Below are 24738 nucleotides of genomic sequence, written 5' to 3'. Positions count from 1 at the left end.
ATGTACAAGCAGTTAGCTTCTCTTTCTAAGTGAAGCTAACTGTTTTTATTTTGCATGCGGTGTGGAACTTGATAAAATATTGGTTAGAGAGGGGGAGACTTCATGAGTGAACGAAAAACACGAAGCAGTCGTCATTTGCAGCCATCTCGCAATAAAAAGCTAGATAAGATGTTGAATGTTTTAATTGGTATAGTCATTATACTAATTGTTATAACGGCAACGTATGTGTTTAAGTGGCAGGATGACGAACAAGAAGCAGTTAAAGAGGAACCAGTTCAGGAACAAAAGAACGATGAAGGTGAGCAGGAACCTCAGAAAGAGGAAGACAGCGCCGAAAATGAAGAACAATCGACAGATAAAGAACAATCGACAGACGAAGACCAGTCGAAAGAGGAAGAACAGCAGCTAGAGCAAAATACGGCTGAAGAAACGACGTCTGACGATCCGATTGTTGATCGTGTTGTGACAGATAAAAACTGGAAGCCAACGCCTACAACGCAAACAGGAGCACATGTATCGTCATATGATGACCAATCTGTCGACTGGGCAGAGAAAATCGCTACAATTACCGCAGTGACAGGTATAACAAATGATAATATGATTGTTTGGCGTTTACAAAATAATGGTGGGGCGAATAAAGCAATTGCAACCGTTTCTACGAAAGATAAGAGTGAAAAGTATCGTGTCAGTATGGAATGGGTTGATAATGAAGGCTGGCTGCCAGTAAAACTAGAACAGTTGAATACATTAGATGGTGCCTATTGACGAAAGCTGTTGTATTGATTATTTTTAAAGATGGCAAAGAAATACGGATTCGTTCTTAGCTTTACCGAAAGTGGAACAATCGGTCATAAAACTATATGGCAACTATTTTCGATTTTGATTGTAGTAAAGCTCATCAAAATGCAGATGCCGACTAGTGAGTAATCTGTTTAGAGTTGAATTAAAGAAGGGAAGTAAAGAATTCATGAAAATCGCAGTTATCGGTGCAATGGAAGAGGAAGTAGAGCTGCTACGTGCATCTTTAGAGGATGCTAAAAGTAAAACAATTGCTGGCAGTGAGTATACAACAGGGACATATGAAGGAAAAGAAGTAGTATTATTAAAAAGCGGTATTGGGAAAGTCAATGCAGCAATGTCTACAACAATTTTATTGCATGAATTCAAGCCAGATGTAGTAATTAATACGGGTTCTGCTGGGGGCTACGATGAGGCACTTGAAGTAGGAGCAGTTGTTATTTCTGATGAAGTACGCCATCATGATGTCGATGTGACAATCTTCGGTTATGAAATTGGGCAAATGGCAGGAATGCCTGCTGCTTTTCAATCAGATGCAAAGCTAATGAAAGTAGCTGAGGAGGCTGTAAAAGCGGTAGGTGAACACCAATATGGTATTGGCCTAATTTGCTCAGGTGATGCTTTTATGAATGATCCTGTACGTGTAGAAGCAGTACGTCAGCATTTTCCACAAATGAAAGCAGTAGAAATGGAAGCGGCAGCTGTTGCGCAAGTATGTTATCAATTCGGGACACCATTCGTGGTTATCCGTGCTTTATCTGATATTGCAGGGAAAGAATCGAACATTAGCTTTGATGAGTTCCTACCAGTAGCTGCTAAGCACTCTACACAAATTGTATTAAAGGCAATTTCGTCATTATAAAACTACACGAAATAGACAAAATGAACAGTTAAAGAGTGAGAAAAATCACAGTCGTAATGAATCTTCAATGCTACAATGGCATTAATTAATTCTCTTCATAGTTAGATGGGAGGTATACATTATGCTATTTTTGACAGCAGGTGTCGTCATCATTACGATGTTAATCGGCACGCTTATTTCGGCCGACCTTACTGAAACAACTCATTAATATTGTATAGAAAGCTCCTTTGCGGCTGCTAAAGCGTAAAGGAGCTTTTTATATGAAACAAGTAACTGCTAAATCAAAATAAGTTCTTCCATGTAATTTTTTGAACACATGTGCCTCATATTCTTGATTGAATTTTTATCAATAACACATTACAATAAATTACTCAATAGACTTTTGATCTCTTTTGTAAAATTGATAGAGTTTAATGAGTGCTCGCTTTTCTATGCGAGATACATAACTACGAGAAATGTTCAAACGGGCAGCAATTTCTTTTTGGGTAAGTGCGTCATGTTGATTTAATCCGTAGCGCAGTGTGACAATTTCAAGCTCTCGTTCATCAAGCATATGCAAATAATGATACAACTGCGCAACGTGCTCTTTGTGTTCTAATTTTTCTGTTGCACTTTCTTCATCACATTGAAGCAAATCGCGAATTTGCAGCGCATTTCCATCTTTATCTGTACCAATCGGTTCAAACAAAGAAACATCCTTTTGTACTTTTTTCTGTGTCCGTAAGTGCATTAAAATTTCATTTTCAATACAGCGCGCTGCGTACGTAGCAAGGCGCGTCTTTTTATCAGGGGTATAGCTTTCAACGGCTTTCATTAGACCAATTGTACCGATGGAAATATAGTCATCGAGTTGCTCGTGCTTAGGGTGGAATTTTTTTACGACATGTGCAACAAGTCGCATATTGCGCTCGATTAAATCAAGACGCGCTTGCTCATCACCACCTAAAAATCGTTCAATACAAGCAGCTTCCTCTTCTTTAGAAAAGGGTTTATGGAATGTTTGCCCTTTTAAATAACCGAATAACGCAGGAATTTCAAACCATAACTGCAACATAGAAGTAAAAATTCCGCTCATTGAATGATTTCATCCTTTCCCCATTTTTCGACAGTATATGTTAAGAAACTGCGTTCAATGAAAAAAAGTGCAACAGCAAATGCGCTGTTACACTTTTTTTAACGTGAATGTACTAATCATTAGTAAAGCTAAAATGGGAAGTAGGAAAAGATAAAAAGCTGGGTGGAACGTATTGGACGCAAAATACGTTAATGTTAATAGCGTACCAGCAGCTGTAATCGGTAGTCCAGTGAAATAACCGTTTGCTTCACTAATATTGAAGCGAGCTAATCGCATCGCACCGCAGACGATATAAAGAACGGTCATCATCATGCCCGCGAAACCAAAATCAACTAGGACAACTTCATACATTAATAATGCAGGGGCTACACCAAATGATATAATATCACTCATAGAATCTAATTGCTTACCTAACTCAGAAACCTGTCCGAGTGCACGTGCTACTTTCCCGTCATAACGATCGAGAAGAGCAGCAATAAAGATAAACAAGACACTATAGCTATAATATTCATGTAAAGTGGCCATAATGGCCGCGCCACCAAAGGACATATTACTAATAGTAATGAAGTTTGCTGCGTGCGATTTCATTTTCTTAACCGTCGTATCCACCAACTTGTGATAAAAAAACAAGGCGGATCACTCCTTTGCACTTAAGATATTGTACCATTATACTTCGGATGCGAAAAAATTGACAGTCTAATTTAATCGATAGGGGTTTTGCTTTATGAAAGAAAAACTTTACCAACGCTTAATAGAATTAACGAATGGCAAACAATCTTCCCAGCTTTTACAAACTATTGCTAAAGCGAAGTGGAGTAAGCGAATAATTCCAAGCTATATGAAAATATACGATATAAACCTTGAAGAGGTTTCAAAAAAACAACAACAATTTTCAAGTTTACATGATTTTTTTACAAGGGAACTTGTAACTGAGGCACGACCAATCAATGAAAATCCTTTCGTCTATACAAGTCCAGTGGATGCCAAAGTAGAATCATTTGGGCGCATCGAATGGGATATGACTTTTCTTGTCAAAGGCAAGCCATATGCTCTACAGGATTTATTAGGAAATAAAGATCGTGCTGCCCAATATGCTGATGGACATTATATAGTATTTTATTTAAGTCCTGCGGATTACCATCGAATCCATAGCCCAATTGATGGCACAGTGTTAAGACAATATACACTTGGACAAACGTCTTTCCCAGTTAATCAGCTTGGGCTCACATATGGCAAAAAACCAATTTCTCATAACTACCGTCTTGTAACGGAGTTAAAAGTAGCAAATGACCAGCATGTAGCATTTATTAAAGTTGGTGCTACCTTTGTCAACTCCATTGTGCTGACAAATACAACAACGCAATGGGCAAAAGGTGAGGAAGTCGGTTATTTTTCATTTGGTTCGACAGTGGTCATGCTATTTGAAAAAGATACGATTACATTTACGGACAATGTTGTGCAAGGAAGTCCAATTCGCATGGGTGAAGCCTTTGCAAATATGCTATAATGGTCGAATAATACGTTTAGATTAGGGGTCGCTATTTTGTATAATTTTTTATTACCAGATGAATTTGTGACAAGCATTTTTGAAATTACACCAGAAAAGCTTCAAGAACTAGGCATTAAAGGGATTATTACAGATTTAGATAATACGCTTGTGGAATGGGACCGTGCAGATGCAACGGAAGAGCTTATTATTTGGCTACGTATTATGAAGGAATCAGGTATTCGCGTTATTATTGCGTCGAATAATAAAGAGGCGCGTGTAAAGCATTTTGCTGACCCGCTTAATATTCCGTATATTCATAAAGCAAAAAAGCCACTTCGCAATGCCTTTTATAGTGCTGTAATTCAATTAGGATTACGTCCAAATGAAGTAGTCATGGTAGGAGACCAGCTACTAACAGATGTAATGGGTGCCAATCGTTTAGGACTGCATACGATTTTAGTAAAACCAGTTGCACAATCAGATGGGCTCGTAACAAAATTTAATCGTTTCGTTGAGCGTCGTGTGTTCAATGATTTAAAACGAAAAGGAATAATTACTTGGGAGGAAAAAGAATGAACGAAATGCCAAATTGTATTGGCTGCGGTACGACAATTCAAACAGAAGATAAAACAGCAGTAGGGTACGCACCCCCATCATCATTAGAAAAAGACGTGGTTATTTGCCAACGTTGCTTCCGTTTGAAAAATTACAATGAAATTCAACCTGTGTCATTAACAGATGACGACTTTCTACGTATTTTAAATGGTCTTGGAACACAGCAAGGCTTAATCGTAAAAATCGTTGATATTTTTGACTTCAATGGTAGCTGGTTGCCAGGGCTTCATCGCTTCGTTGGCAAAAATCCAGTGCTCTTAGTAGCGAATAAAGCTGATTTGCTTCCCAAATCAGTGAAGCCTAAAAAGGTTATTAACTGGCTGAAGCGTGAAGCAAAGGCACTTGGCTTACAACCTATTGATGTGCTATTAGTGAGCGCACATAAAGGACAAGGGATGACCGAGGCAATGGAAGCGATAGACGAATATCGCAAAGGACAAAACGTTTACGTAGTAGGTTGTACAAATGTAGGGAAATCCACGTTTATTAACCGCGTTATAAAACAGGCTACGGGTGAAGGGGAAGTCATTACAACTTCTCATTTCCCTGGAACTACGTTAGATATGATTGAAATTCCACTTGACGATGGTAGTGCATTATATGATACCCCTGGGATTATTAATCACCACCAAATGGCGCATTATATTGATTCGAGTGAATTAAAATACATTATGCCCAAAAAAGAAATTAAACCGAAAGTGTATCAGCAAAATCCAGGTCAATCCTTATTCATTGGTGCACTAGCACGATTTGACTTTATTCAAGGTGAACGTTCTGCATTTACAATACATGTTGCAAATGATCTGCCCATCCACCGTACGAAGTTAGAAAAGGCAGATGCTTTATATGCTGAGCATAAGGGCGAATTACTGGCACCACCGACAGCAAACTTTATCGACAAGCTGCCTGAATTAATCCGTCATGAGTTTTCAATAAAAGAGGCAAAAACAGATGTCGTCTTTTCAGGTCTTGGTTGGATTACAGTACAGCATGCTAATGTCGTTATTGCTGCGTATGCCCCAAAAGGTGTACAAGTTTCAATTCGTCCATCGCTCATTTAATAATTAGTGAAGAGAGAAGAGGAGCTAGGACATGAAGAAGTGGTTTGCAGTAATTGGTGATCCGATCGAACATTCAAAATCACCAGCCATGCATAATGCTTGGTTTGAGGAAATGGCGATCGATGCAACTTATATTCCAGTACATGTGACACCAGATCAGTTAGAAGCGGCTGTTGCTGGTTTTAAAACATTAGGTGCAAGTGGTTGGAATGTTACTATCCCCCATAAGACAGCAATCATTCCTTATTTAGATGAGTTAGATGAGCTAGCAGAAAAAATGGGTGCGGTAAATACAGTTGTCCGAACAAAAAACGGTAAGTTAAAAGGGTACAATACTGATGGGCTTGGTTTTGTTCGCTCGTTGGAAGAAGCTGTTGGCAAGTCACATAAAGAAAAACCTGTCCTTCTTATCGGAGCAGGAGGGGCAGCACGTGGCATAGCTTTTGCAATGCAACAACAAGGCTATACGAATTTAACGATTGCTAATCGTACAGTTGCCAATGCACAGGCAATTATTGATGAACTTGGAACAGGTCGAGCGATTTCATTGGCACAGGCTGAAGAAACGTTAGCTGACTATGGCATTTTCGTACAAATGACGTCCGCTGGTCTAGTTGCGGGCGAGTATTCTATGCCGTTTTCACTGAATCGACTTGTAAAAGGCGCAATTGTTGCAGATATTGTGTATAATCCATTAATGACGCCTTTTTTACAAGCGGCTGAGGAAAAAGGCGCAACCGTAGTAACAGGTCTTGGCATGTTTGTACATCAAGGTGCAATCGCGTTCCAATACTGGCTCGAAGAATATCCAAAAACAAATTCAATGATTGCGCGATTGAAGGCGCAATTAGGAGGACAATAATTTTTATGTTAACAGGTAAACAAAAGCGTTTTTTACGTGCAGAAGCACATCATTTAACACCAATTTTCCAAGTAGGAAAAGGCGGCGTTAATGACGAAATGACAAAGCAAATTCGTGAAGCATTAGAAGTACGTGAACTAATTAAAGTGCGTATTTTAGATAACTGTGAAGATGACAAACAAGAAGTGGCAGAAGCTCTTGCAAAAGGTGCGCATGCTGAGCTTGTACAATTAATCGGATTGACAGTTGTATTATATAAAGAATCACGTAACAACAAAAAAATTGTGTTACCAAAAGTAGCGAAATAAGGTGGAACGATGAAAAAGGTCGGTTTACTTGGAGGTACGTTTAATCCACCACATATTGGACACTTAATGATGGCAAACGAAGTATTTCATGCATTGGAACTAGATGAGGTACGTTTTTTGCCAAATGCATTACCACCGCATAAGCAAGCTCCACATGATGCGAGTGATGCAAAACGTTTAGAAATGGTTGAACGTGCTATACAACCATATCCGCATTTTCGTGTAGAGTCGTATGAGGTTGATAAGGGCGGCGTATCCTATTCATATAATACACTTGCTGCATTATGTGAAAGAGAGCCGACTGTAAAATTTTACTTTATCATTGGTGGGGATATGATTGATTCACTCCATACGTGGTATCGTATTGACGAGCTCGTGAAGCTTGTTCAATTCGTTGGTGTAAAGCGTCCTGGGACAGAAGCACGTACGGAGTATCCTGTATTGATGGTGGAAGTACCACAAATCGATTTATCGTCTACACTCATTCGTGAACGCCTTGCCACTGGTAGAACGGTAACCTTTTTACTGCCAGAAGCGGTAGAGACGTTTATACGAGAGGAAGGTCTTTATGGAACGCGAACAGTATTTAGCAGCGATTAAACCACGTATGCCTGAAAAGCGTTATATTCATACACTTGGGGTAACGGAAACAGCCATCGCGTTAGCGAAAATTTACGGTGAGAATGAGAAGAAAGCTGAAACAGCAGCTATTCTCCATGACATTGCAAAATATGCAGATGTCAAATGGATGGAGCAGATTGTTCAAAACGAAAATTTAGATCAACAACTGATTGGCTGGGGCAGTGAATTACTACATGGTCCAGTTGGGGCATATATTGCTGAAAGTGAATTCGGCATTTCAGATGAAGATATTTTGAATGCTATTCGCTTTCATACGACAGGGCGTGTAGCAATGAGTCGTTTAGAAAAAATACTTTTTGTCGCAGATATGATTGAACCGAATCGAAACTTCGATGGGGTTGAACGTCTGCGGAAAAAAGCGCAAAAAAATTTGGATAAGGCAATGAGTGCCTGTATACGTCATACACTAGCATTTTTAATTGATACAAAGCAGGCAATTTACCCATTATCTATAGCATGTTATAACGATATGATGAAAAGAGAGGACAGTGAAGGATGACTTCAACTTTATTACAAGCAGCTTACAAAGCAATCGACGACAAACATGGTGAGGATATTGTCGTTTTAAATATGCAAGGTATTTCACTATTAGCAGATTATTTCATCATTGCACACGGGAACTCAGATCGCCAAGTACAAGCGATTGCACGTGAATTACAAGATGTAGCAATCAAAGAGGGGCATGAAATTCGTCGCGTGGAAGGCTTCGATGGGGCACGATGGATTTTAGTAGACCTTGGTGATGTTGTAGCACACGTATTCCATAAAGATGAGCGTGCTTACTATAACCTAGAGCGTCTATGGGGCGATGCACCGCAATTAGACGTACCAGAGGCATAAGTGAGTAGCTACGAACGTTTTGCCCATGTTTACGATGAGCTTCAAACTGATATTCCATATAATAGCTATGTTGATTGGATTGAGCAATATGCACCGAGCAAACATTACCCAAGTCTTTTAGACATTGGCTGTGGCACCGGGGTTCTTGGGCTGATGTTAGCAAATACTGGCTATAATGTTAGTGGTATCGATTTGTCAGAAGATATGCTTGCTATAGCGGCAGAGCGCTTTGCTAATGCTGGTCTACAAGTACCACTATACTGTATGTCGATGCATGAATTAGATGGCTTTGAGGCACTAGATGTTGTCACAATTGCCATTGATTCGCTTAACTATGTCGTGGAACAAGCAAATGTTTATGCAACGCTTGAACGTATTTTCCATTCTTTACGTGAAGGTGGTCAGTTATTATTTGATGTCCACTCATTATTTAAAATGAATGACATCTTTTTAGACGGACCCTTTACGTATGATGATGGAGATATTAGCTATGTATGGCATACAGAGCCTGGTGATTATGAGCATTCTGTTGTTCATCAAATGACATTTTATGTACGAGATGGAGCGAGCAATTTGTATGAACGCTTTGACGAAGAGCACATCCAGCGCACATTTCCAATTGAGCAATATATGACATGGCTTCGTGAAATTGGTTTTACAGATGTAGAAGTGACAGCAGATTTTACAAATGAAGCACCTGAATACGAAAGCGAACGCATTTTTATTCGTGCAGTGAAATAATAACAATATAAGTGACGCCAAAAAGTTCGGTATTTTACCGAACTTTCAGCTTGTCGACAAAAGGGATTAAGAATAGAAATCTTAATCCCTTTTGTTATTTTTATTGTAAAGAATGGGTTCTTACTTTCGTCTTGCCATACTCTTCGAGCCTCCCCTTCCTATGAAGCTGTTTGCCATGTCCAAGCAGCAATTATAGTAGCCTTTTAGCAATACATATAAAGTTGATTGGAGCAGAGGGCGGGCGACTCCTGCGGGAAGGCACAGGACGTAAGACGCAACAAACCGCGCACTAGCAAGGGTTGCGGCTTACGATGTGCCCACGGAAAGCGCCCGCCCGTAGCGGAAATCAACGGCAGTTGCCCTGTATGTTTATTTAATGATTAAAGCAAAAGACTAGCAGATATAATCATAAGTGCGATAATTGTACTGTATTTTAACTTTTTCCTTCTAAAGAGCGTGTGGACACCAGTTGATTGGAGTGGAGGACGGGCGACTCCTGCGGGAACAGCACAAAACGTAAGACGCAACAAACCGCGCACTAGCAAGGGTTGCGGCTTACGATGTGCCCACGGAAAGCTCCCGCCCGTAGCGGAAATCAACGGCAGTTGCCCTGTATGTTTATTTAATGATTAAAGCAAAAGACTAGCAGATATAATCATAAGTGCGATAATTGTACTGTATTTTAACTTTTTCCTTCGAAAGAGCGTGTTGACATTAGTTGATTGGAGCGAAGGTCAAGCGACTCCTGCGGGAAAGCACAGGATGTAAGACGCAACAGACCGCGCGTTAGCGAGGGTTGCGGCTTACGTTGTGCCCGCGGAAAGCGCCCGTCCGTAGCGGAAATCAACCGCAGTAGTCATTACCTATATTAGTTTTATAAAAAAGGACTATAGACAAATCCGAAAAACTTTGAGTTTATCTACAGTCTGAAAGTTCGGTATTTTTTCCGAACTTTTTTTTATTAAATATAACTTTTGGAACGTATAAGGCAACAACAATTCTCTTTTTGATTTATAGCATCAATTTACTGTTCAATATGAAATGGATAGTTTATCATGAAATGGACTCCATATGATTGCCTTTTGCAGCGAAAGGATGGTTAAATTGATCCAATCTTTATGGCAAAAGTATAAAAAGAGTATGTTGCTCCCTAGCATACTTGGTATCAGTGGACTTTGTTACTTCTTTTTTTCGAGTTTTGACTCTTCACCTCCCCAAGAAGAGCTCATCGAAACAATCCAACCGACAGAACAACTAGCATTAACAGAACCTGCCGAAGAAGAAGCGGTCTTACAGCAGGTGGTGATTGATATAAAGGGTGCTGTATTGCATCCAGGTGTTTATACGCTAAACCCCGAACAACGTATTATCGACGCTGTACAGCTTGCTGGAGGGTATAGCGAGGATGCGGATCCAACGCTTATTAATCATGCCCAAAAGGTGCAAGATGAAATGGTGATTTATATACCTGTACAAGGTGAGCAGCTTGATGAAACGATGGCCAGTTTCAATTTTGCCAATTTAGCTGCTGAAAGTCACACGTCAACGAGTAATAAGGTGAATGTCAATAAAGCGGATAATACGGAACTGACAACATTAGCAGGTATTGGACCATCAAAGGCGCAAAGCATTATTGCATATCGTGAGGAAAACGGAGGCTTTCAAACAATTGAGGATATAAAAAAAGTGACAGGTATCGGCGAAAAAACATTTGAAAAGCTGAAAGATTCCATTACTGTTAATTAATGAGTCAATATCGTGTGAAGTTGACGACTCTTTTCGAAAAGGGCTACACTATAGTAGAAAAGTGACTGGCGCAAAGATGCACAGTTCGTAATCAACGAAAGTAAATTTAGGAGGTAGTCATATGGAGCGTATTACTTGGGATCAATTTTTCATGGCACAAAGCCATTTACTCGCGTTACGTAGTACTTGTACAAGACTGGCAGTCGGAGCGACGGTCGTACGCGATAAGCGTATTATAGCAGGAGGATATAACGGCTCGATTACAGGTGATGAACATTGTATTGAAGAAGGTTGCTATGTCGTGGATAATCATTGTGTCCGTACAGTGCATGCAGAGATGAATGCCTTACTGCAATGCGCAAAGTACGGTACTCCGACAAAAGGAGCAGACCTTTATGTTACACATTTCCCTTGTCTTCCATGTACAAAATCAATTATTCAAGCAGGAATTGAACGTGTCTATTATGCAACGGACTATAAAAACAATTCATATGCGCAAGAATTATTTAAAAAAGCAGGCGTAGAGGTATTGCACGTACCTTTTGATGAACGCAAAATTGACTTTTTAAGAAATGAAAAATTGGCATTGTACATAGATATGCTTAATGAATTACGTGAAAGTGGCGTGCCTGCTGAAAAATTACTCCCTTATGAACAGAAGGTGAGTGCATTATTTGGCAAAATACAATAAAGCATAAATGGATTTATATAGCGCTTGCTGTACTTGTTGCCTCACTAGCGGCACACAAGTCAGCTTGGCTTTTAGCGAGTTTACTAATTATAGCAACTTGGCTTACTTTAAAAGGTGAAACATTCATCATCACAGCACTCGTAGTAGCTGCTGGACTTCTTTCCTTCTTCTTTATTACAAAGATACAATTGACGGAACCTTCCCCATTACCGTCAACTTTTCAATTAACATGGACGAGCGATTATAAAATTAATGGACAACGGCTAAGTGGATTTGCGAGGACAGATACAGGCGAAAAACTATATGTCACGTATACATTATCCTCAGAGCATGAAAAGCATTTTTATGAAAATACATTAATTACTGGCTTTACTTATATCGTTCAAGGAGAACTTGTAGCACCAAATCCACCAGCACATACTTACGCTTTTTCATTTGAGAAATACTTAGTAAGTAAGGGCGCAAGGGGGATATTTGAAGTGAAAAGCTGGACGTTGATGTCAGAAAATAAAACGATAGGCTCTGTTCTAGCAAATTATCGATTTCTTCTTAAAAAACATATTGAGACTACTTTCCCGCCATCATTAATAGCAGAGGCACAGTCGCTGCTTATTGGTTTACGAGATCATGTGGATGATGAGCTTCAACGAGCATACCAAAAACTCGGCATTACGCATCTATTTGCAATCTCTGGCTTACATGTAGCACTTATATGTTGGTTGTTTTATGAGGGCCTTCTTCGTGTCGGTATTCGTAAAGAGATGGCCACAATTATTCTACTTATCATATTACCCACTTATGGTGTAGTAGCAGGTGGTGCTCCTTCAGTAATCCGAGCGGTGGCAGTTGTAGAAATAATAATGTTTATGCGACTAAAAGGGTGGTATATGGCAGTAGAAGATGCACTTGCCATCAGCTTTATTGGCTTTGTCTTACTAGAGCCAGGGGTTATTTTTCAGATTGGTTTTCAGCTATCCTATTTAGCAACGGCCAGTCTTATATATTCAAGCGTTATTTTGCAGAATAGACACTGGTTGACAAAAACATTTTTAATTACATTTGTATGCCAACTACTTGTTTATCCGCTATTGCTTTATCATTTTTATGAGCTATCGATATCTTCCTTTTTGGTAAACATTGTTTTTGTACCATTATTCTCGTTTGTTATTTTACCGATGAATATTTTATTGCTTATTGTCACTTTTGTCTCTATGCCTTTAGCTAAGCTATTATTTCAAATATATGAGCCATTGCGTACTTGGCTAACAGAGGCAATTTTGTTTTTTCAAGCATTACCATTGCAACTATGGTCGCCTGGGAAACCAACAATATGGCTAGTTTGCATAGCGTTTATTAGCGTGCTTATTAGTTTATATTTGTTAGAAACAAAACATTATTTTAAAGTCGGCATTGTCCTCCTTGTTCCAGCTCTTTGTATACATTTTGCACCGATGCTCTATAAGGAAACGAAAATCACGTTTTTGAACGTAGGTCAAGGTGATTGTACAATCATTGAATTACCGTTTAGAAGGGCCGTATACGCGGTTGATACGGGAGGTGTACTTCGACTTAGGCAAGAGCCATGGAAGCTCTCAAACAGCCCCTATGAGGTTGGTAGACAGGTTGTTGTTCCATTTCTCAAAGGTAAAGGTATTCGTGTTGTTGATATTTTGATTGTGACACATCCAGATGCTGACCATGTAGAAGGAGCCGAAGAAGTGCTTGAAGAGATACGGATGCGAGAAATTCATGTAACACCAGGCTCATTAAATACACCTGCCATGCAAGATTTATTAGCGGAAGCCACGAAACAAAAAGTACCTGTGAAGGAAAAAATGGAAGGTACTTCATGGCAAGTAGGTTCAACGCGTTTTCACTATTTATCCCCACACGATACACTTTATGAAGGCAATAACGATTCCATTGTGTTATTTATACAGCAAGGGTCCTTTCGAGCATTGTTAACAGGTGATTTAGAAGAAGCTGGAGAACGCCAGCTGATAAAGCTATATGGCCACCAATTAGCAAATATGACGCTGTTAAAGGCAGGCCATCATGGTAGTAAAACATCAAGTATTGAGCCATTTGTAGAGCTTCTTCGGCCAGCATTAACCGTTTTTAGTGCAGGACGTAATAATCGCTACCATCATCCTCATGATATTGTAGTCGAGCGCTTTAGGATGCGGCAATTAGCGACGAAAACGACAAGCATTGATGGGACAATTGAAGTGTCGGTTCATGGTGGAAAATGGATTGTTCGTACAGAAAAAGACCTTGTCCGAAAGTGAACAAGGTCTTTTTCATTGGTATAAGAGGTAGATTACATGCTTGCGTAGTCTACTATTACTGCGATGATGAACATAATAGTGAAGACCCCAAATGATACGCCGAAACCAACGCCTGAATCGATAGCATCGTTACGTCTGCATTGTATATTATTACCTTCAAATGGATTCATTGTCATCCCTCCAATTCTGTTACTAATTATAAGACATCGTTTTCATAAAAGCTATATCGAAAAGATGAATTACCAACTGTGGCAAGGAATGGACACAATTTAGCTCGAAGTCACAATCGAAACTAAATCATGTATACTAGTAGTATTGCTATATGGAGGTAAAAATATTATGATTTCAACGGTTTGGAACAAAATAAAAAAAGGTGAGCTTGCACCAGTGTATTTGATTATTGGTGAAGAAAGCTATTTTATAGATGAAACTGTAAAACGTTTAAAAGAAGCACTTGGTACGGAAGAAGAAATTGAAATGAGCACTTTTGATTTGGAAGAGTTGCCTGTGGATGTCGTTATAGATGAAGCGGATACAGTCCCATTTTTTTCAGAACGAAAGCTTGTCATTGCTAAAAATGCGTCGTTTTTAAAGGCAACTGAAAAAGGGAAGGAAAAAATTGATCATGATGTTAAACGTTTAGAGTCATGGCTAGCAAATCCTTCAGATTTTTCGGTGACGGTTTTTATTGCTCCATATGAAAAGCTGGATGAACGAAAAAAAGTGACAAAAATGATGAAAGAACATGCGTTTATCGTCCAAGCGGAAACACCGAAAGAACAAGATTTAGCTGTGTGGATTCAAGGGCTTGTAACATCGCAAGGCAATACAATTACTCAAAGTGCTATTGAGCAGCTTGTCTCAATGGTTGGATCGAATATGCTCCAACTGCAGATGGAAATAGAAAAACTGGCATTATATGTTGGCGACGGTGGAGAAATTACAACGATGCTAGTGGAGGATTTAGTAGCGAAAACACTAGAACAAGATGCTTTTAAAATGTTAAATGCTTATTTAGCACATGACCCTGTTGCAGCATTGTCAATTTACCATGATTTATTGCGACAAAAACAAGAGCCGATTATGCTTGTTGGACTTCTTGCCTCTAATGTGCGAACGATGTCGAATGTTTTTTACTTGCTGAAAAAAGGCTACCATCCACAGCAAATTGCAAAAAATTTAAAAATCCACCCTTATCGTGTAAAGTTAATGGTCGAGCAACGCAATCGTCCATCCGAAGAGAGTTTATTGAAAGCTTTGTATCAATTGGCAGAGGTTGATTTAAAGCTAAAAACAGCTGGAGGAAACCGCGAGCGTTATTTAGAACTATTTTTACTGCGCCGACTGTAAAAAATATTAACTTGTTGGGCATGAATGGTTGTATAATGTCGTGGGGGGTTTTTGAACGTGCAAACACGAATTCAGTACATGGATAGCCTACGTGCCATAGCTATTATAGGTGTATTACTTTTACATGCTGCGACTCCTTATGTCGTACTTTATGACAAAATAGATGGTTTTGATTGGCAAACGGGCATTGTGTTCAATGCTTTGTCACGATGGTGTGTACCCATTTTTTTAATGATTAGTGGGGCACTTTTACTTGGACGAAAGGAAGAATCTTTGAGTACCTTTTTTAAAAAGCGTGCCAATAAAATTTTACTACCTTTCGTAGCTTGGTCGATTATTTATTATGTATGGGCAACATATATGTGGAATCCAGGGTATTCAGTAAAAGAATTTCTAATCATGTTCTTTAATGACCAGATATACTATCATTTGTGGTATTTTTATGCGCTTATCGGTATTTATCTACTAGCGCCAATATTTAATATTTTTGTTAATCATGCCTCCAAACAAGTGATAGGCTATGTGGTTGTTCTATGGATATTATTTTATGGGGTATTCCGATATTATTCCTATATTGTGAGTAATGAATTTACATTGTTTTTCCCTTTAAGTGAGTACATCGGCTTCTTTTTACTAGGCTACTATTTAGCAAAATTTGAGCTATCAAAAAAATGGCGTGTTGGAATTTACATGTTAGGGATTATTGGAGCACTTGAAACGATTTGGCGGACAATTGTCTTGTCTGAGCAGCAAGGGCAATTTTCAGGCTATGCATTTTCGTATTCAAGCCTTAATGTAATTGCGATGAGTATTGCACTTTTTGTTTTTGTGAAATATTGGGTCAATCGAAAAGTAGCACAAGGAAGCTATGAAACAAGTGGGATTGTCAAGCTAATTGGACAAACAAGCTTTGGTGTTTACTTAGTGCATGCGATGATTTTAGATAAGGTCCGTCCGCATTTTTTTGAAGGCAATGAGCTCTTTGTAAAGCCACTTATGGCGATTCCGTTACAAGTAGTCATTATTTTAGTACTTTCTACAATAATTGTGTGGATAATACAGAAAATACCTTTGTTGAAAAAACTAATATAGTTTAAAAAACGGAAAAACTATATATTAAAATCCGCTTTGCTTTTTGGTAGGTAAGTAAGACACGAATGTGTTATCACTTTCCCCTTTAGCTGCAAGGCGGATTTTTTATATATTGCTGAAAAACATAAAGAAATGAAAAAAGACCAGTTACTCCTAAGAGTAAACTGATCCTTAATAAACACTTAAGCTTTTTTAGCTAGGCGAGACTTTTTACGAGCCGCCGCGTTTTTGTGGATAAGTCCTTTTGAAGCTGCTTTATCTAAAGATTTGTAAGCTGCTTGTAAAAGTTCTTGTGCGTTTTCAGCGTTTGCAGCAACAGCGTTTTCAGCTTTTTTCACTGTAGTACGCATTGCAGATTTAGCTTGAGTGTTAGCAGCGTTAGCTTTTTCGTTCACTTTTACGCGTTTAATCGCAGATTTAATGTTTGGCATATCTTTCACCTCCTAAAATAGGTACGAGATGATATCTTCTCATTGATTTCTTGTGTCAATACAACAAAAATCATTTTAACAAACGCTAGGCTAAATTGCAATAGATAAATGCAAAGAATATTTACTTGACAGTTTGAACAAACTACAATTTGAGGTGAACTGAATGCAAAACTTAAATTGGCAGCGTACTGATTTAATTGATGAATCTGAAGAGGTAGTATTGCATCAAACGAAAGAACAAAAAGATACACTTAAACAATCAAGTGGGGTTCAAATCGAAGACAAAACTGCTGGGCGTGTGAAAATTACCGATGTCCAAGTAAATGCGGAGGGTGGAAAACAAATAGGCAAAAAGGAAGGGAAATATATAACCCTTTCCGTCCCAACGCTTACATTAGAGGATGAAGATGGATTCGACCAGCTTGAGAAAGAATTGCTAGCAAATTTTAAAACATTGCATGAGTCAATTTCCTGGAAGGAAGATGACAAAATATTAATTATAGGTCTTGGAAATAGAACGATTACGCCAGATGCTATTGGACCTTATGTGATCGATCATTTGCATAGTTTAGATCATATCGATGACAAATTTGTCATGTATGCACCTGGGGTAACAGGACAAACAGGTTATGAAACAGGTGAATTTGTAGCAGCATTGGCAGAGCGGCTACAGCCCAAATTAATAATTGTAGTAGATGCACTCGCAACAAGAGCGAGCGATCGATTATGTAAAACAATTCAGCTTACTGATACAGGGATCCATCCTGGCTCGGGTGTCGGCAATCAGCGCAAGGAAATTTCCTATGAGATGCTCGGTATCCCAGTTACTGCAATTGGAATTCCAACTGTCGTTGACGCGCCCGTATTAATTGCGGATGCAGTAGAGGTGATGCTACGTTCTATTGCGGCTCGTGTTGCAGAACGCGGAAAGCCTTCATCTAAATTATCCTTATCCTCTTGGCGCCCAGATATTAATAAGGAACTTGATATGTCGCTTGTGACCCCGATTTTTGGTGAATGGGCAACATGGACAAAAGAGGAACGTCAACAGCTTTTTGAAGAGACATTTGCCGCTTCCCATTCACAGTTAATGGTTACACCAAAAGAAGCAGATTATTGGATAGATAAGTATGCAACAATCATTTCAACTATGCTTATGAATTGGGCAAACGATCTATAAAATCATCGTTCTAAAAGACACATCCCCTCCATACGATATTGGGAGGAGGGTGTGACTTTGCTAAAAAAACTACAATGGTCAATTGGTCTATTATTGTTCTTTTTCGTATTACCAGTCATTGCTGGGCAACTTCCGTTCAACAAGCAAGCATCGACTCCGATCAAGCAACCAGAGGATAAACAAGTCGTGTTTGCCGCTACAAATTTGCCTGAACAAACAGCACTAGAGTTGACGAAAGAGCAGACGAAAGAACAGGATCCTTTTAAAGTATTATTGTTATTTACGCATTCACAAGAAGCCTATCAACCAATGGTGAAAGCGGTAAGCGGGAAAGCAGACTTTTATGATGAGAAGACAAATATTTTTAATTTACAAGGAGCTATTTCCAAGCATTTTAGCATGAACGGTATACAGACAGATGTATTAGATGTAGATGTCATGAAGGTAATGAAATCTGAAGGTAAAACCTTTCCACAAGCTTACAACACAGTACGTCCATATTTAGCCAATCGTTTACAGGAACAATCCTATGATTTAGTGATTGATTTACACCGAGATTCCGCTAAACGAGATGCGACAACGATTACACACAACAATGAAAGTTACGCACGCATTGCCATTGTTGTGGGGGCGGAACATAAAAACTACCGATGGAATACTGCTTATGCTGAAACTCTCTCTGTTGCTATGAATGAGATGGTGCCGAAAGTATCAAGAGGAGTTATCTCTAAAAGTGGTGACAATGTAGATGGTCGTTACAATCAAGATTTAGCCAAGGAAATGATTTTAATTGAATTAGGTGGAATTGATAATACGGAAGAAGAATTAAATCGTACCATTGCTGTTATTGGGAAAGCAATTGCGAAAAGCTTTGTAACTGAATCCAAAAGTTAAAAACTAGCTTTTATTATCTCTATAAAAAATTTTCGGAATCGCTAGTTTTAATAAAATACGCATATCTATGCGATAGCTTCATTGGTGTCCACGATTATAAAAATGAGTTGTAGTAAGACCTATAAGGAAATAAATGGTGAACAGAAGTACCTTTTGAAAAAATTACCTAAAAATTTTTGTTTCAGAGGTCTTTCAATTGTTTTTCCATTGCATTATACTTTTCAAGTCAGCTCATACGCCTTATTGAATCGGGCGATTTTCGATGGTGTACATCAATGGAAAAAACCGCTTCAAAAGCATCTACCATTATGGGCAGATGCTTTTTTTCGTTGGTTAATATTACAAATTTTAATTAAGAAGTTAAGTATTTGATACATATAGGTATTTATAAAATCATGGAGCTAAAAAATCTCAGCGGAAATTTTTTGTTTTAGAAAATGGTTAACCTTTTTAGGTAGCTCATACGTCTTTAATAATAGGTAATGGAAATGAAAGTAAAGGGGCAGAGGCTAGGCGTAATACAAACTATTTTTATAACTAAATAATGTTAATGGTTTTACATTTTATTGGAGGAAACAGTATGTTAGGCAAGTCATTGAATCATCGTTACATCCCTGGATTAGATGGGATTAGAGCATTAGCAGTATTAGCTGTAATTGCTTATCATTTTAACTTTCGATGGGCCAGTGGAGGATTCCTCGGAGTTGATATATTTTTTGTATTATCAGGTTACTTAATTACCTCAACAATTTTACCGATGCAAGGGGAGCAAATAACAATTAATTTGCGTAAATTTTGGATTGGACGCTTTAGACGCCTAGTTCCAGCTGCGTATGTCATGATAATGACTACCTTTGTGTGGGTCATGTTATTTCATAAAGAGCTACTTAATACGTTACGAGGAGATGCTCTTTCCTCCATTTTTTATTCGAGTAATTGGTGGTTTATTTATCACAAACTATCTTATTTTGATAGTTTTGGGTCGCCTTCTCCTTTGAAAAATTTATGGTCGTTAGCGATTGAGGAACAATTTTATGTTATTTGGCCAATTGTATTAATCATTGGATTGTCTATTGTGAAAAAACAAAGCAAATTTTCTAACATTATTTTTATTGGAGCAATTTGTTCAGCAATCCTTATGGCTATCTTATTTCAGCCTGGAGCTGATCCTAGTCGCATTTATTTTGGAACAGATACTCGTTCATTTGAATTACTAATCGGTTGTTGGTTAGCCTTCGTTTGGCCGATGAAAAGACTTTCTACTAAAAAGCTTTCTACAAAGCATGTTTATGAGCTCAATAGTATCGGTGTAATTACCTTTATAATTTTTATTGTAAGTATTTTATTTGTAGATGAATACCAAGCATTTTTATACAGAGGTGGTATGTTCCTATTTTGTATGAATGCTGCGCTATTAATTGCCTGTGTTTGTCATCCAGCTAGTTTCTTAGGAAAACTACTCTCATGGAAACCACTTTGCTGGATTGGTTCTCGATCATATGGAATTTATTTATGGCATTACCCAATAATAGTGCTAAGTACTCCTGTTCATGAAATAGGCAATCCAGTTTATTGGCGTGTCGCTTTACAGCTAGTGTTTATATTAATCGTCGCAGAATTGTCGTATCGTTTTATTGAAATGCCGATTCGTAAACAAGGATTCCGAACATACTTCCGACAATATTTAGTTATCAATCCAAGCAAGTGGCACAATTTTTCAATTGCAAGAAAGATAGCAACTGCTATTATTCCGCTATTCATATTAGTATTTTTTACAGGTATGACAGGGGTAGTAGGGGAAGCACAACACGACTCTAAGGAGAATTACCCTACAAATATTAAAATAAATGGTGAAGAACATTCTATTAAAGATTCGGCTCAACAAAATAAGACTGATGAAGAAGTAGGACCGTCAGTGGAAAAAAATGACGATACATCTCAAACAGAACAAGATGAGCCGATTGAAAATCCTATAAAAAAACCGTATAAGGAACTATTAGCAATCGGTGATTCAGTCATGATTGATATTGCTACGCGTTTACATACGCTCTACCCTAACATTACAATCGATGGAAAAATAGGGAGACAAGTTTCACAAGCAGTAAAATTGGTTCCTAGTTACACTCGCTTCAATCAACAAGAAAAAGCGGTCATTATTCAATTAGGCACAAATGGCTATTTTACAAATGACCAGATTGACACGCTACTCGGAGCGTTCTCGCAAGCTCAAATTTACCTAGTGAATACACGTGTACCCCGTCCTTGGGAAACAAAAGTAAATAATGCTTTAGCAACTAAAGCGCATGAGTATAACAATATTACGTTAATTGATTGGCATTCAACAGCGCTTAACCACCCCGAGTATTTTGCTCCAGATGGCGTCCATTTAGAACCAAAAGGGGTAGAAGCGCTATGTAACCTTATTCAACAAGCGATCAATGCGCATCAGAAAGAAGTATAATGATTCAGCCCATAGCCTCCATATACTCACTTCAATGTAGAAGTTCATGAAAATACAAAGAGACCAGCTGCTTATAGTTAAGCAGCTGGTCTCTCTTTTAATTTAGATATAGGATAAGGAATTTAAAAATACTAATTTAATACAATAATACCATTTTTTATTAATATTATACACACACTCGCCATATTTATGCTGTTCCTTCTAGAAAGCAATATTTAGCTTAAGTGCCCTAATTAGGTGCTATTTTTTGCATTGAAATGCAGAAGATAAGAAACATAAATAAGAGTAACCATTGATTTAACAGCATTTATGCCGTTCTAATGTTGTGGTTTGTATATGGTTCATAGTATAATTCATTATAGTTTAATTAGGAGTGGAAGAGATGAACCGAGAAGCACGATTAAAAAGACAAGAGAATATTCGAAATTTCTCTATTATTGCACATATTGACCACGGGAAATCAACGCTTGCTGACCGTATTTTAGAGCAAACGAAATCACTGACATCCCGTGAAATGAAAGCACAGCTACTCGACTCAATGGATTTAGAGCGTGAGCGAGGCATAACAATTAAGTTAAATGCAGTCCAATTAAAATATGAAGCTAAAGATGGCGAAGTGTATACATTCCATTTAATCGACACACCTGGACATGTCGATTTCACATATGAAGTATCACGTAGTTTAGCTGCTTGTGAGGGCGCTATTTTAGTTGTGGATGCAGCACAAGGCATTGAAGCGCAAACGCTGGCTAACGTTTACCTAGCACTTGATAACGACCTTGAAATACTACCAGTTATCAATAAAATTGACTTACCTGCGGCAGATCCAGAGCGTGTTCGTCAAGAAGTTGAAGATGTCATTGGTTTAGATGCATCTGAAGCGGTATTAGCGTCTGCAAAAGCTGGTATTGGAATTGAAGATATTTTAGAGCAAATTGTTGAAAAGGTTCCTGCACCAACAGGTGATCCAGAAGCACCGTTACAAGCACTTATTTTTGACTCTGTATACGATGCCTATAAAGGTGTTATTATCTCTATTCGTATTATGAATGGTACTGTTAAACCAGGTGATAAAATTCGCATGATGGCGACAGGCGCAGAATTTGATGTTATTGAAGTCGGCGTACATACTCCGAAAAGTGTACCGCAAAGTGAATTAACGGTTGGTGATGTTGGTTACTTAACAGCGTCAATTAAAAATGTAGGTGATACGCGCGTAGGGGATACTGTAACATTTGCGAGTCGCCCAGCAGCTGAGCCATTAGCGGGTTATCGTCGTTTAAATCCAATGGTGTACTGTGGATTATATCCAATCGATACAGCTAAGTATAATGACTTACGTGATGCCTTAGAAAAATTAGAGTTAAATGACTCAGCATTGCAGTATGAGCCTGAAACGTCACAAGCGTTAGGTTTCGGTTTCCGTTGTGGTTTCTTAGGACTTCTTCATATGGAAATCATTCAAGAACGTATTGAACGTGAATTTAACATCGATTTAATTACAACAGCACCATCTGTTATTTACGAAGTGCATATGACAGATGGTACGTCCATTAAAGTCGACAACCCATCATTTATGCCTGACCCACAAAAGATTGATCGTGTTGAAGAGCCATATGTGAAAGCAACGATTATGGTACCGAATGATTACGTTGGGGCGGTTATGGAACTTTGCCAAATGAAACGTGGTAATTTCATGACAATGGACTATATTGATACATCACGTGTCAGCATTATTTATGAAATGCCATTAGCTGAAATTGTCTATGACTTTTTCGATTATTTAAAATCAAATACAAAAGGCTATGCATCATTTGACTATGAGCTAATCGGTTACCAGCCTTCAAAACTAGTGAAGATGGATATCCTACTAAATGCTGAGCAAGTCGATGCACTAAGCTTTATCGTTCACCGCGACTTCGCTTATGAACGTGGCAAAATTATCGTAGAAAAACTAAAAGAATTAATTCCACGTCAACAATTCGAAGTACCGATTCAAGCCGCAGTTGGACAAAAAATTGTCGCGCGTTCAACAATTAAAGCGATGCGTAAAAACGTATTAGCGAAATGTTACGGCGGAGATATTTCCCGTAAACGTAAACTTCTTGATAAACAAAAAGAAGGTAAAAAACGTATGAAACAAGTCGGCTCCGTCGAAGTACCACAAGAAGCGTTCATGGCTGTACTGAAGATGGATGATTCGAAGTAATTCAGTAGTAGTAAGAGTTTGTAACGTATTTTGATAAATTATTATAGGGTTAAATGGTGGGGCTCCCCACCAATTCCCCACCATAAAAAAATATGTTAGTAATTTTATATATCTTGAGCAAATGAATCAAAGATGTTCGTGGCATCTCTGGCCATTTTCTCAGTGAGGTGGACATAGCGATCTTCTGTTACGGCAGCTCGACTATGTCCTAATCTTTTTTGTACAGTTTAAACAGGAGTACCATTCTCGATTAAAGTCGTAGCATGTGTATGGCGTAGAGAATGATAATTAAAAGTAATATTTAATTTTTCGCTAATTTTTCTAGTGTTATATTTGATTACACTTGGTGTACAATGTTCACCACTTTCTTTTTTACATATATAATCATGTTCGGGATTTTGTTTATAAAATTCACCGTACTTTAAACGATTTTCCCGTTGTCTCTTTTTTGCACGTCTGCATTACCAAAAGGAATCGTACGATAACCAGCCTTTGATTTAGGAGGTCTAGGTTGCCATTGAATTTTTCCGTTTTCATCTTTAATACCAACCAGTTGTTGCTCAACTTCCAGTGTCATTTCTTCGAAATTTATATGTTTCCAATCAAGACCACAAACTTCTCCAACACGTAATCCACAATGCAAGCCAATATGAAATGGTAGATAAAAAGGATGATCTTCATTTATTGTGCTATTAATGCCTCTTAAGTTTTCTTTCGATTGGATTTTTAACTCTTCACGAGTAGGTTTTCTATTTTTGTCTCTCATTAATTCCACATAATGCATTTGGTTTTTCTTTGATGTATTTATACGGATATACAGCATGATTTAAGGACTTACTAAGGATACCCACGATAATGCTCAAAGTTTGACGAGCGTAACCCTCACGCGTTTTTAGATTAATAAACTGTTGCAATACATATGGAGTCAATGATTTCACTTTATACTTACCCAAATGAGGTATTATGTGAATTCTAATCGTCGACTCGTAATTATAATACGTATTGGGCTCTAATTTGAGCTCAACATATTCATGCATCCTTTCTATAACTGGCTAAAGGAAAGAGATAGCCTTTCACAATCAAATTAGTAATAAACCATTTAT

26 protein-coding genes and 1 pseudogene are annotated in these 24738 nt (G+C 38.3%); 20 read left to right on the top strand and 7 right to left on the bottom strand.

The genetic code is table 11. From position 1 onward, the window contains the following. The first annotated feature begins 102 nt into the window (after positions 1-102). Together FH508_RS16375 and mtnN are read left to right on the top strand one after the other, a co-directional pair. Positions 103-765 (top strand): YrrS family protein, encoded by a 663-nt coding sequence (locus tag FH508_RS16375; RefSeq protein ID WP_172772141.1) that lies wholly within the window; start codon positions 103-105, stop codon positions 763-765. Positions 766-967: 202 nt separating this feature from the next. Next, on the top strand, positions 968-1660 hold the full coding sequence (gene mtnN, locus FH508_RS16370) for a 5'-methylthioadenosine/S-adenosylhomocysteine nucleosidase (protein WP_172772140.1): 693 nt from the start codon (positions 968-970) through the stop codon (positions 1658-1660). A gap of 367 nt (positions 1661-2027) precedes the next feature. On the opposite strand, the gene sigK is transcribed toward mtnN, so the two are convergent. Beyond that, complete coding sequence (sigK, locus tag FH508_RS16365) at positions 2028-2735, bottom strand: RNA polymerase sporulation sigma factor SigK (RefSeq protein WP_172772139.1); 708 nt, start codon at positions 2733-2735, stop codon at positions 2028-2030. Positions 2736-2822: 87 nt separating this feature from the next. Beyond that, positions 2823-3323, bottom strand: coding sequence for a CDP-diacylglycerol--serine O-phosphatidyltransferase (gene pssA / locus FH508_RS16360; RefSeq protein WP_173477657.1), 501 nt, complete (start codon positions 3321-3323; stop codon positions 2823-2825). A gap of 136 nt (positions 3324-3459) precedes the next feature. Here pssA and FH508_RS16355 point away from each other — a divergent pair, with 136 nt between their 5' ends. From FH508_RS16355 to FH508_RS16300, 12 genes are all read left to right on the top strand, one after another. Continuing rightward, positions 3460-4242 carry a phosphatidylserine decarboxylase gene (locus FH508_RS16355; RefSeq protein WP_172772138.1) on the top strand — a complete coding sequence of 261 codons (783 nt, stop codon included), beginning with the start codon at positions 3460-3462 and terminating at the stop codon, positions 4240-4242. Between the two features lie 36 nt (positions 4243-4278). Continuing rightward, positions 4279-4800, top strand: a complete 522-nt coding sequence (locus FH508_RS16350; protein WP_172772137.1) for a YqeG family HAD IIIA-type phosphatase — start codon at positions 4279-4281, stop codon at positions 4798-4800. After that, positions 4797-5900, top strand: coding sequence for a ribosome biogenesis GTPase YqeH (gene yqeH, locus FH508_RS16345; protein WP_139860448.1), 1104 nt, complete (start codon positions 4797-4799; stop codon positions 5898-5900). The genes FH508_RS16350 and yqeH overlap by 4 nt, the downstream gene beginning before the upstream one ends. 31 nt (positions 5901-5931) lie before the next feature. After that, on the top strand, positions 5932-6762 hold the full coding sequence (gene aroE / locus FH508_RS16340; protein WP_139860446.1) for a shikimate dehydrogenase: 831 nt from the start codon (positions 5932-5934) through the stop codon (positions 6760-6762). Between the two features lie 5 nt (positions 6763-6767). Further along, the gene (gene yhbY, locus FH508_RS16335; RefSeq protein ID WP_139860444.1) at positions 6768-7070 is read left to right on the top strand and encodes a ribosome assembly RNA-binding protein YhbY; all 303 of its coding nucleotides are present in this window, start codon (positions 6768-6770) and stop codon (positions 7068-7070) included. Positions 7071-7079: 9 nt separating this feature from the next. Next, on the top strand, positions 7080-7670 hold the full coding sequence (locus FH508_RS16330) for a nicotinate-nucleotide adenylyltransferase (RefSeq protein ID WP_139860442.1): 591 nt from the start codon (positions 7080-7082) through the stop codon (positions 7668-7670). Then, the gene (gene yqeK / locus FH508_RS16325; protein ID WP_172772136.1) at positions 7639-8211 is read left to right on the top strand and encodes a bis(5'-nucleosyl)-tetraphosphatase (symmetrical) YqeK; all 573 of its coding nucleotides are present in this window, start codon (positions 7639-7641) and stop codon (positions 8209-8211) included. The genes FH508_RS16330 and yqeK overlap by 32 nt, the downstream gene beginning before the upstream one ends. Continuing rightward, positions 8208-8552, top strand: a complete 345-nt coding sequence (gene rsfS / locus FH508_RS16320) for a ribosome silencing factor (RefSeq protein WP_172772135.1) — start codon at positions 8208-8210, stop codon at positions 8550-8552. The genes yqeK and rsfS overlap by 4 nt, the downstream gene beginning before the upstream one ends. Beyond that, on the top strand, positions 8553-9293 hold the full coding sequence (locus FH508_RS16315) for a class I SAM-dependent DNA methyltransferase (RefSeq protein ID WP_172772134.1): 741 nt from the start codon (positions 8553-8555) through the stop codon (positions 9291-9293). It abuts the gene before it with no gap. A gap of 1104 nt (positions 9294-10397) precedes the next feature. Beyond that, entirely contained in the window at positions 10398-11039 is a 642-nt protein-coding gene (locus FH508_RS16310; RefSeq protein ID WP_172772133.1) for a helix-hairpin-helix domain-containing protein, read from the top strand. A gap of 121 nt (positions 11040-11160) precedes the next feature. Next, the gene (locus FH508_RS16305) at positions 11161-11730 is read left to right on the top strand and encodes a ComE operon protein 2 (RefSeq protein WP_172772132.1); all 570 of its coding nucleotides are present in this window, start codon (positions 11161-11163) and stop codon (positions 11728-11730) included. A gap of 188 nt (positions 11731-11918) precedes the next feature. Further along, complete coding sequence (locus FH508_RS16300) at positions 11919-14018, top strand: DNA internalization-related competence protein ComEC/Rec2 (RefSeq protein WP_217270121.1); 2100 nt, start codon at positions 11919-11921, stop codon at positions 14016-14018. A 32-nt stretch (positions 14019-14050) separates the two neighbouring features. On the opposite strand, the gene FH508_RS16295 is transcribed toward FH508_RS16300, so the two are convergent. Next, positions 14051-14188 carry a YqzM family protein gene (locus tag FH508_RS16295; RefSeq protein WP_172772131.1) on the bottom strand — a complete coding sequence of 46 codons (138 nt, stop codon included), beginning with the start codon at positions 14186-14188 and terminating at the stop codon, positions 14051-14053. Positions 14189-14357: 169 nt separating this feature from the next. On the opposite strand from FH508_RS16295, the gene holA reads away from it, so the two are divergent. Next, positions 14358-15368 (top strand): DNA polymerase III subunit delta, encoded by a 1011-nt coding sequence (holA, locus tag FH508_RS16290; RefSeq protein ID WP_172772130.1) that lies wholly within the window; start codon positions 14358-14360, stop codon positions 15366-15368. Between the two features lie 57 nt (positions 15369-15425). After that, on the top strand, positions 15426-16460 hold the full coding sequence (locus FH508_RS16285; RefSeq protein WP_172772129.1) for an acyltransferase: 1035 nt from the start codon (positions 15426-15428) through the stop codon (positions 16458-16460). Between the two features lie 182 nt (positions 16461-16642). Here the strand turns inward: FH508_RS16285 and rpsT are convergent, their stop codons facing one another. Further along, positions 16643-16891 (bottom strand): 30S ribosomal protein S20, encoded by a 249-nt coding sequence (gene rpsT / locus FH508_RS16280; RefSeq protein WP_172772128.1) that lies wholly within the window; start codon positions 16889-16891, stop codon positions 16643-16645. Positions 16892-17054: 163 nt separating this feature from the next. Between rpsT and gpr the strand changes: the two genes are divergently transcribed. The 4 genes from gpr to lepA all read left to right on the top strand — a co-directional run bounded on the left by gpr (position 17055) and on the right by lepA (position 23635). Next, the gene (gene gpr / locus FH508_RS16275) at positions 17055-18071 is read left to right on the top strand and encodes a GPR endopeptidase (protein WP_172772127.1); all 1017 of its coding nucleotides are present in this window, start codon (positions 17055-17057) and stop codon (positions 18069-18071) included. Between the two features lie 51 nt (positions 18072-18122). Then, complete coding sequence (gene spoIIP, locus FH508_RS16270) at positions 18123-18965, top strand: stage II sporulation protein P (protein ID WP_228134123.1); 843 nt, start codon at positions 18123-18125, stop codon at positions 18963-18965. Positions 18966-19545: 580 nt separating this feature from the next. Beyond that, entirely contained in the window at positions 19546-21426 is a 1881-nt protein-coding gene (locus tag FH508_RS16265) for an acyltransferase family protein (RefSeq protein WP_172772125.1), read from the top strand. Between the two features lie 382 nt (positions 21427-21808). After that, the gene (lepA, locus tag FH508_RS16260; RefSeq protein WP_172772124.1) at positions 21809-23635 is read left to right on the top strand and encodes a translation elongation factor 4; all 1827 of its coding nucleotides are present in this window, start codon (positions 21809-21811) and stop codon (positions 23633-23635) included. Between the two features lie 227 nt (positions 23636-23862). Here lepA and FH508_RS24155 read toward each other — a convergent pair. From FH508_RS24155 to FH508_RS24150, 3 genes and pseudogenes are all read right to left on the bottom strand, one after another. Next, positions 23863-24042, bottom strand: a pseudogene (locus FH508_RS24155) (tyrosine-type recombinase/integrase); the annotation flags it as partial. A 14-nt stretch (positions 24043-24056) separates the two neighbouring features. Beyond that, positions 24057-24401 (bottom strand): site-specific integrase, encoded by a 345-nt coding sequence (locus tag FH508_RS16255; protein WP_172772123.1) that lies wholly within the window; start codon positions 24399-24401, stop codon positions 24057-24059. Further along, positions 24385-24672: an N-terminal phage integrase SAM-like domain-containing protein gene (locus FH508_RS24150; protein ID WP_139859974.1), complete on the bottom strand. Its 288-nt coding sequence runs from the start codon at positions 24670-24672 to the stop codon at positions 24385-24387. The genes FH508_RS16255 and FH508_RS24150 overlap by 17 nt, the downstream gene beginning before the upstream one ends. Positions 24673-24738 lie beyond the last annotated feature (66 nt).

The sequence above is a fragment of the Lysinibacillus sp. CD3-6 genome (genome assembly GCF_006351725.2).
Lineage (GTDB): Bacteria > Bacillota > Bacilli > Bacillales_A > Planococcaceae > Lysinibacillus.
The sequence above is the reverse complement of the archived record's forward strand: the minus strand, read 5'-3'. Positions and strand labels throughout refer to the sequence as shown.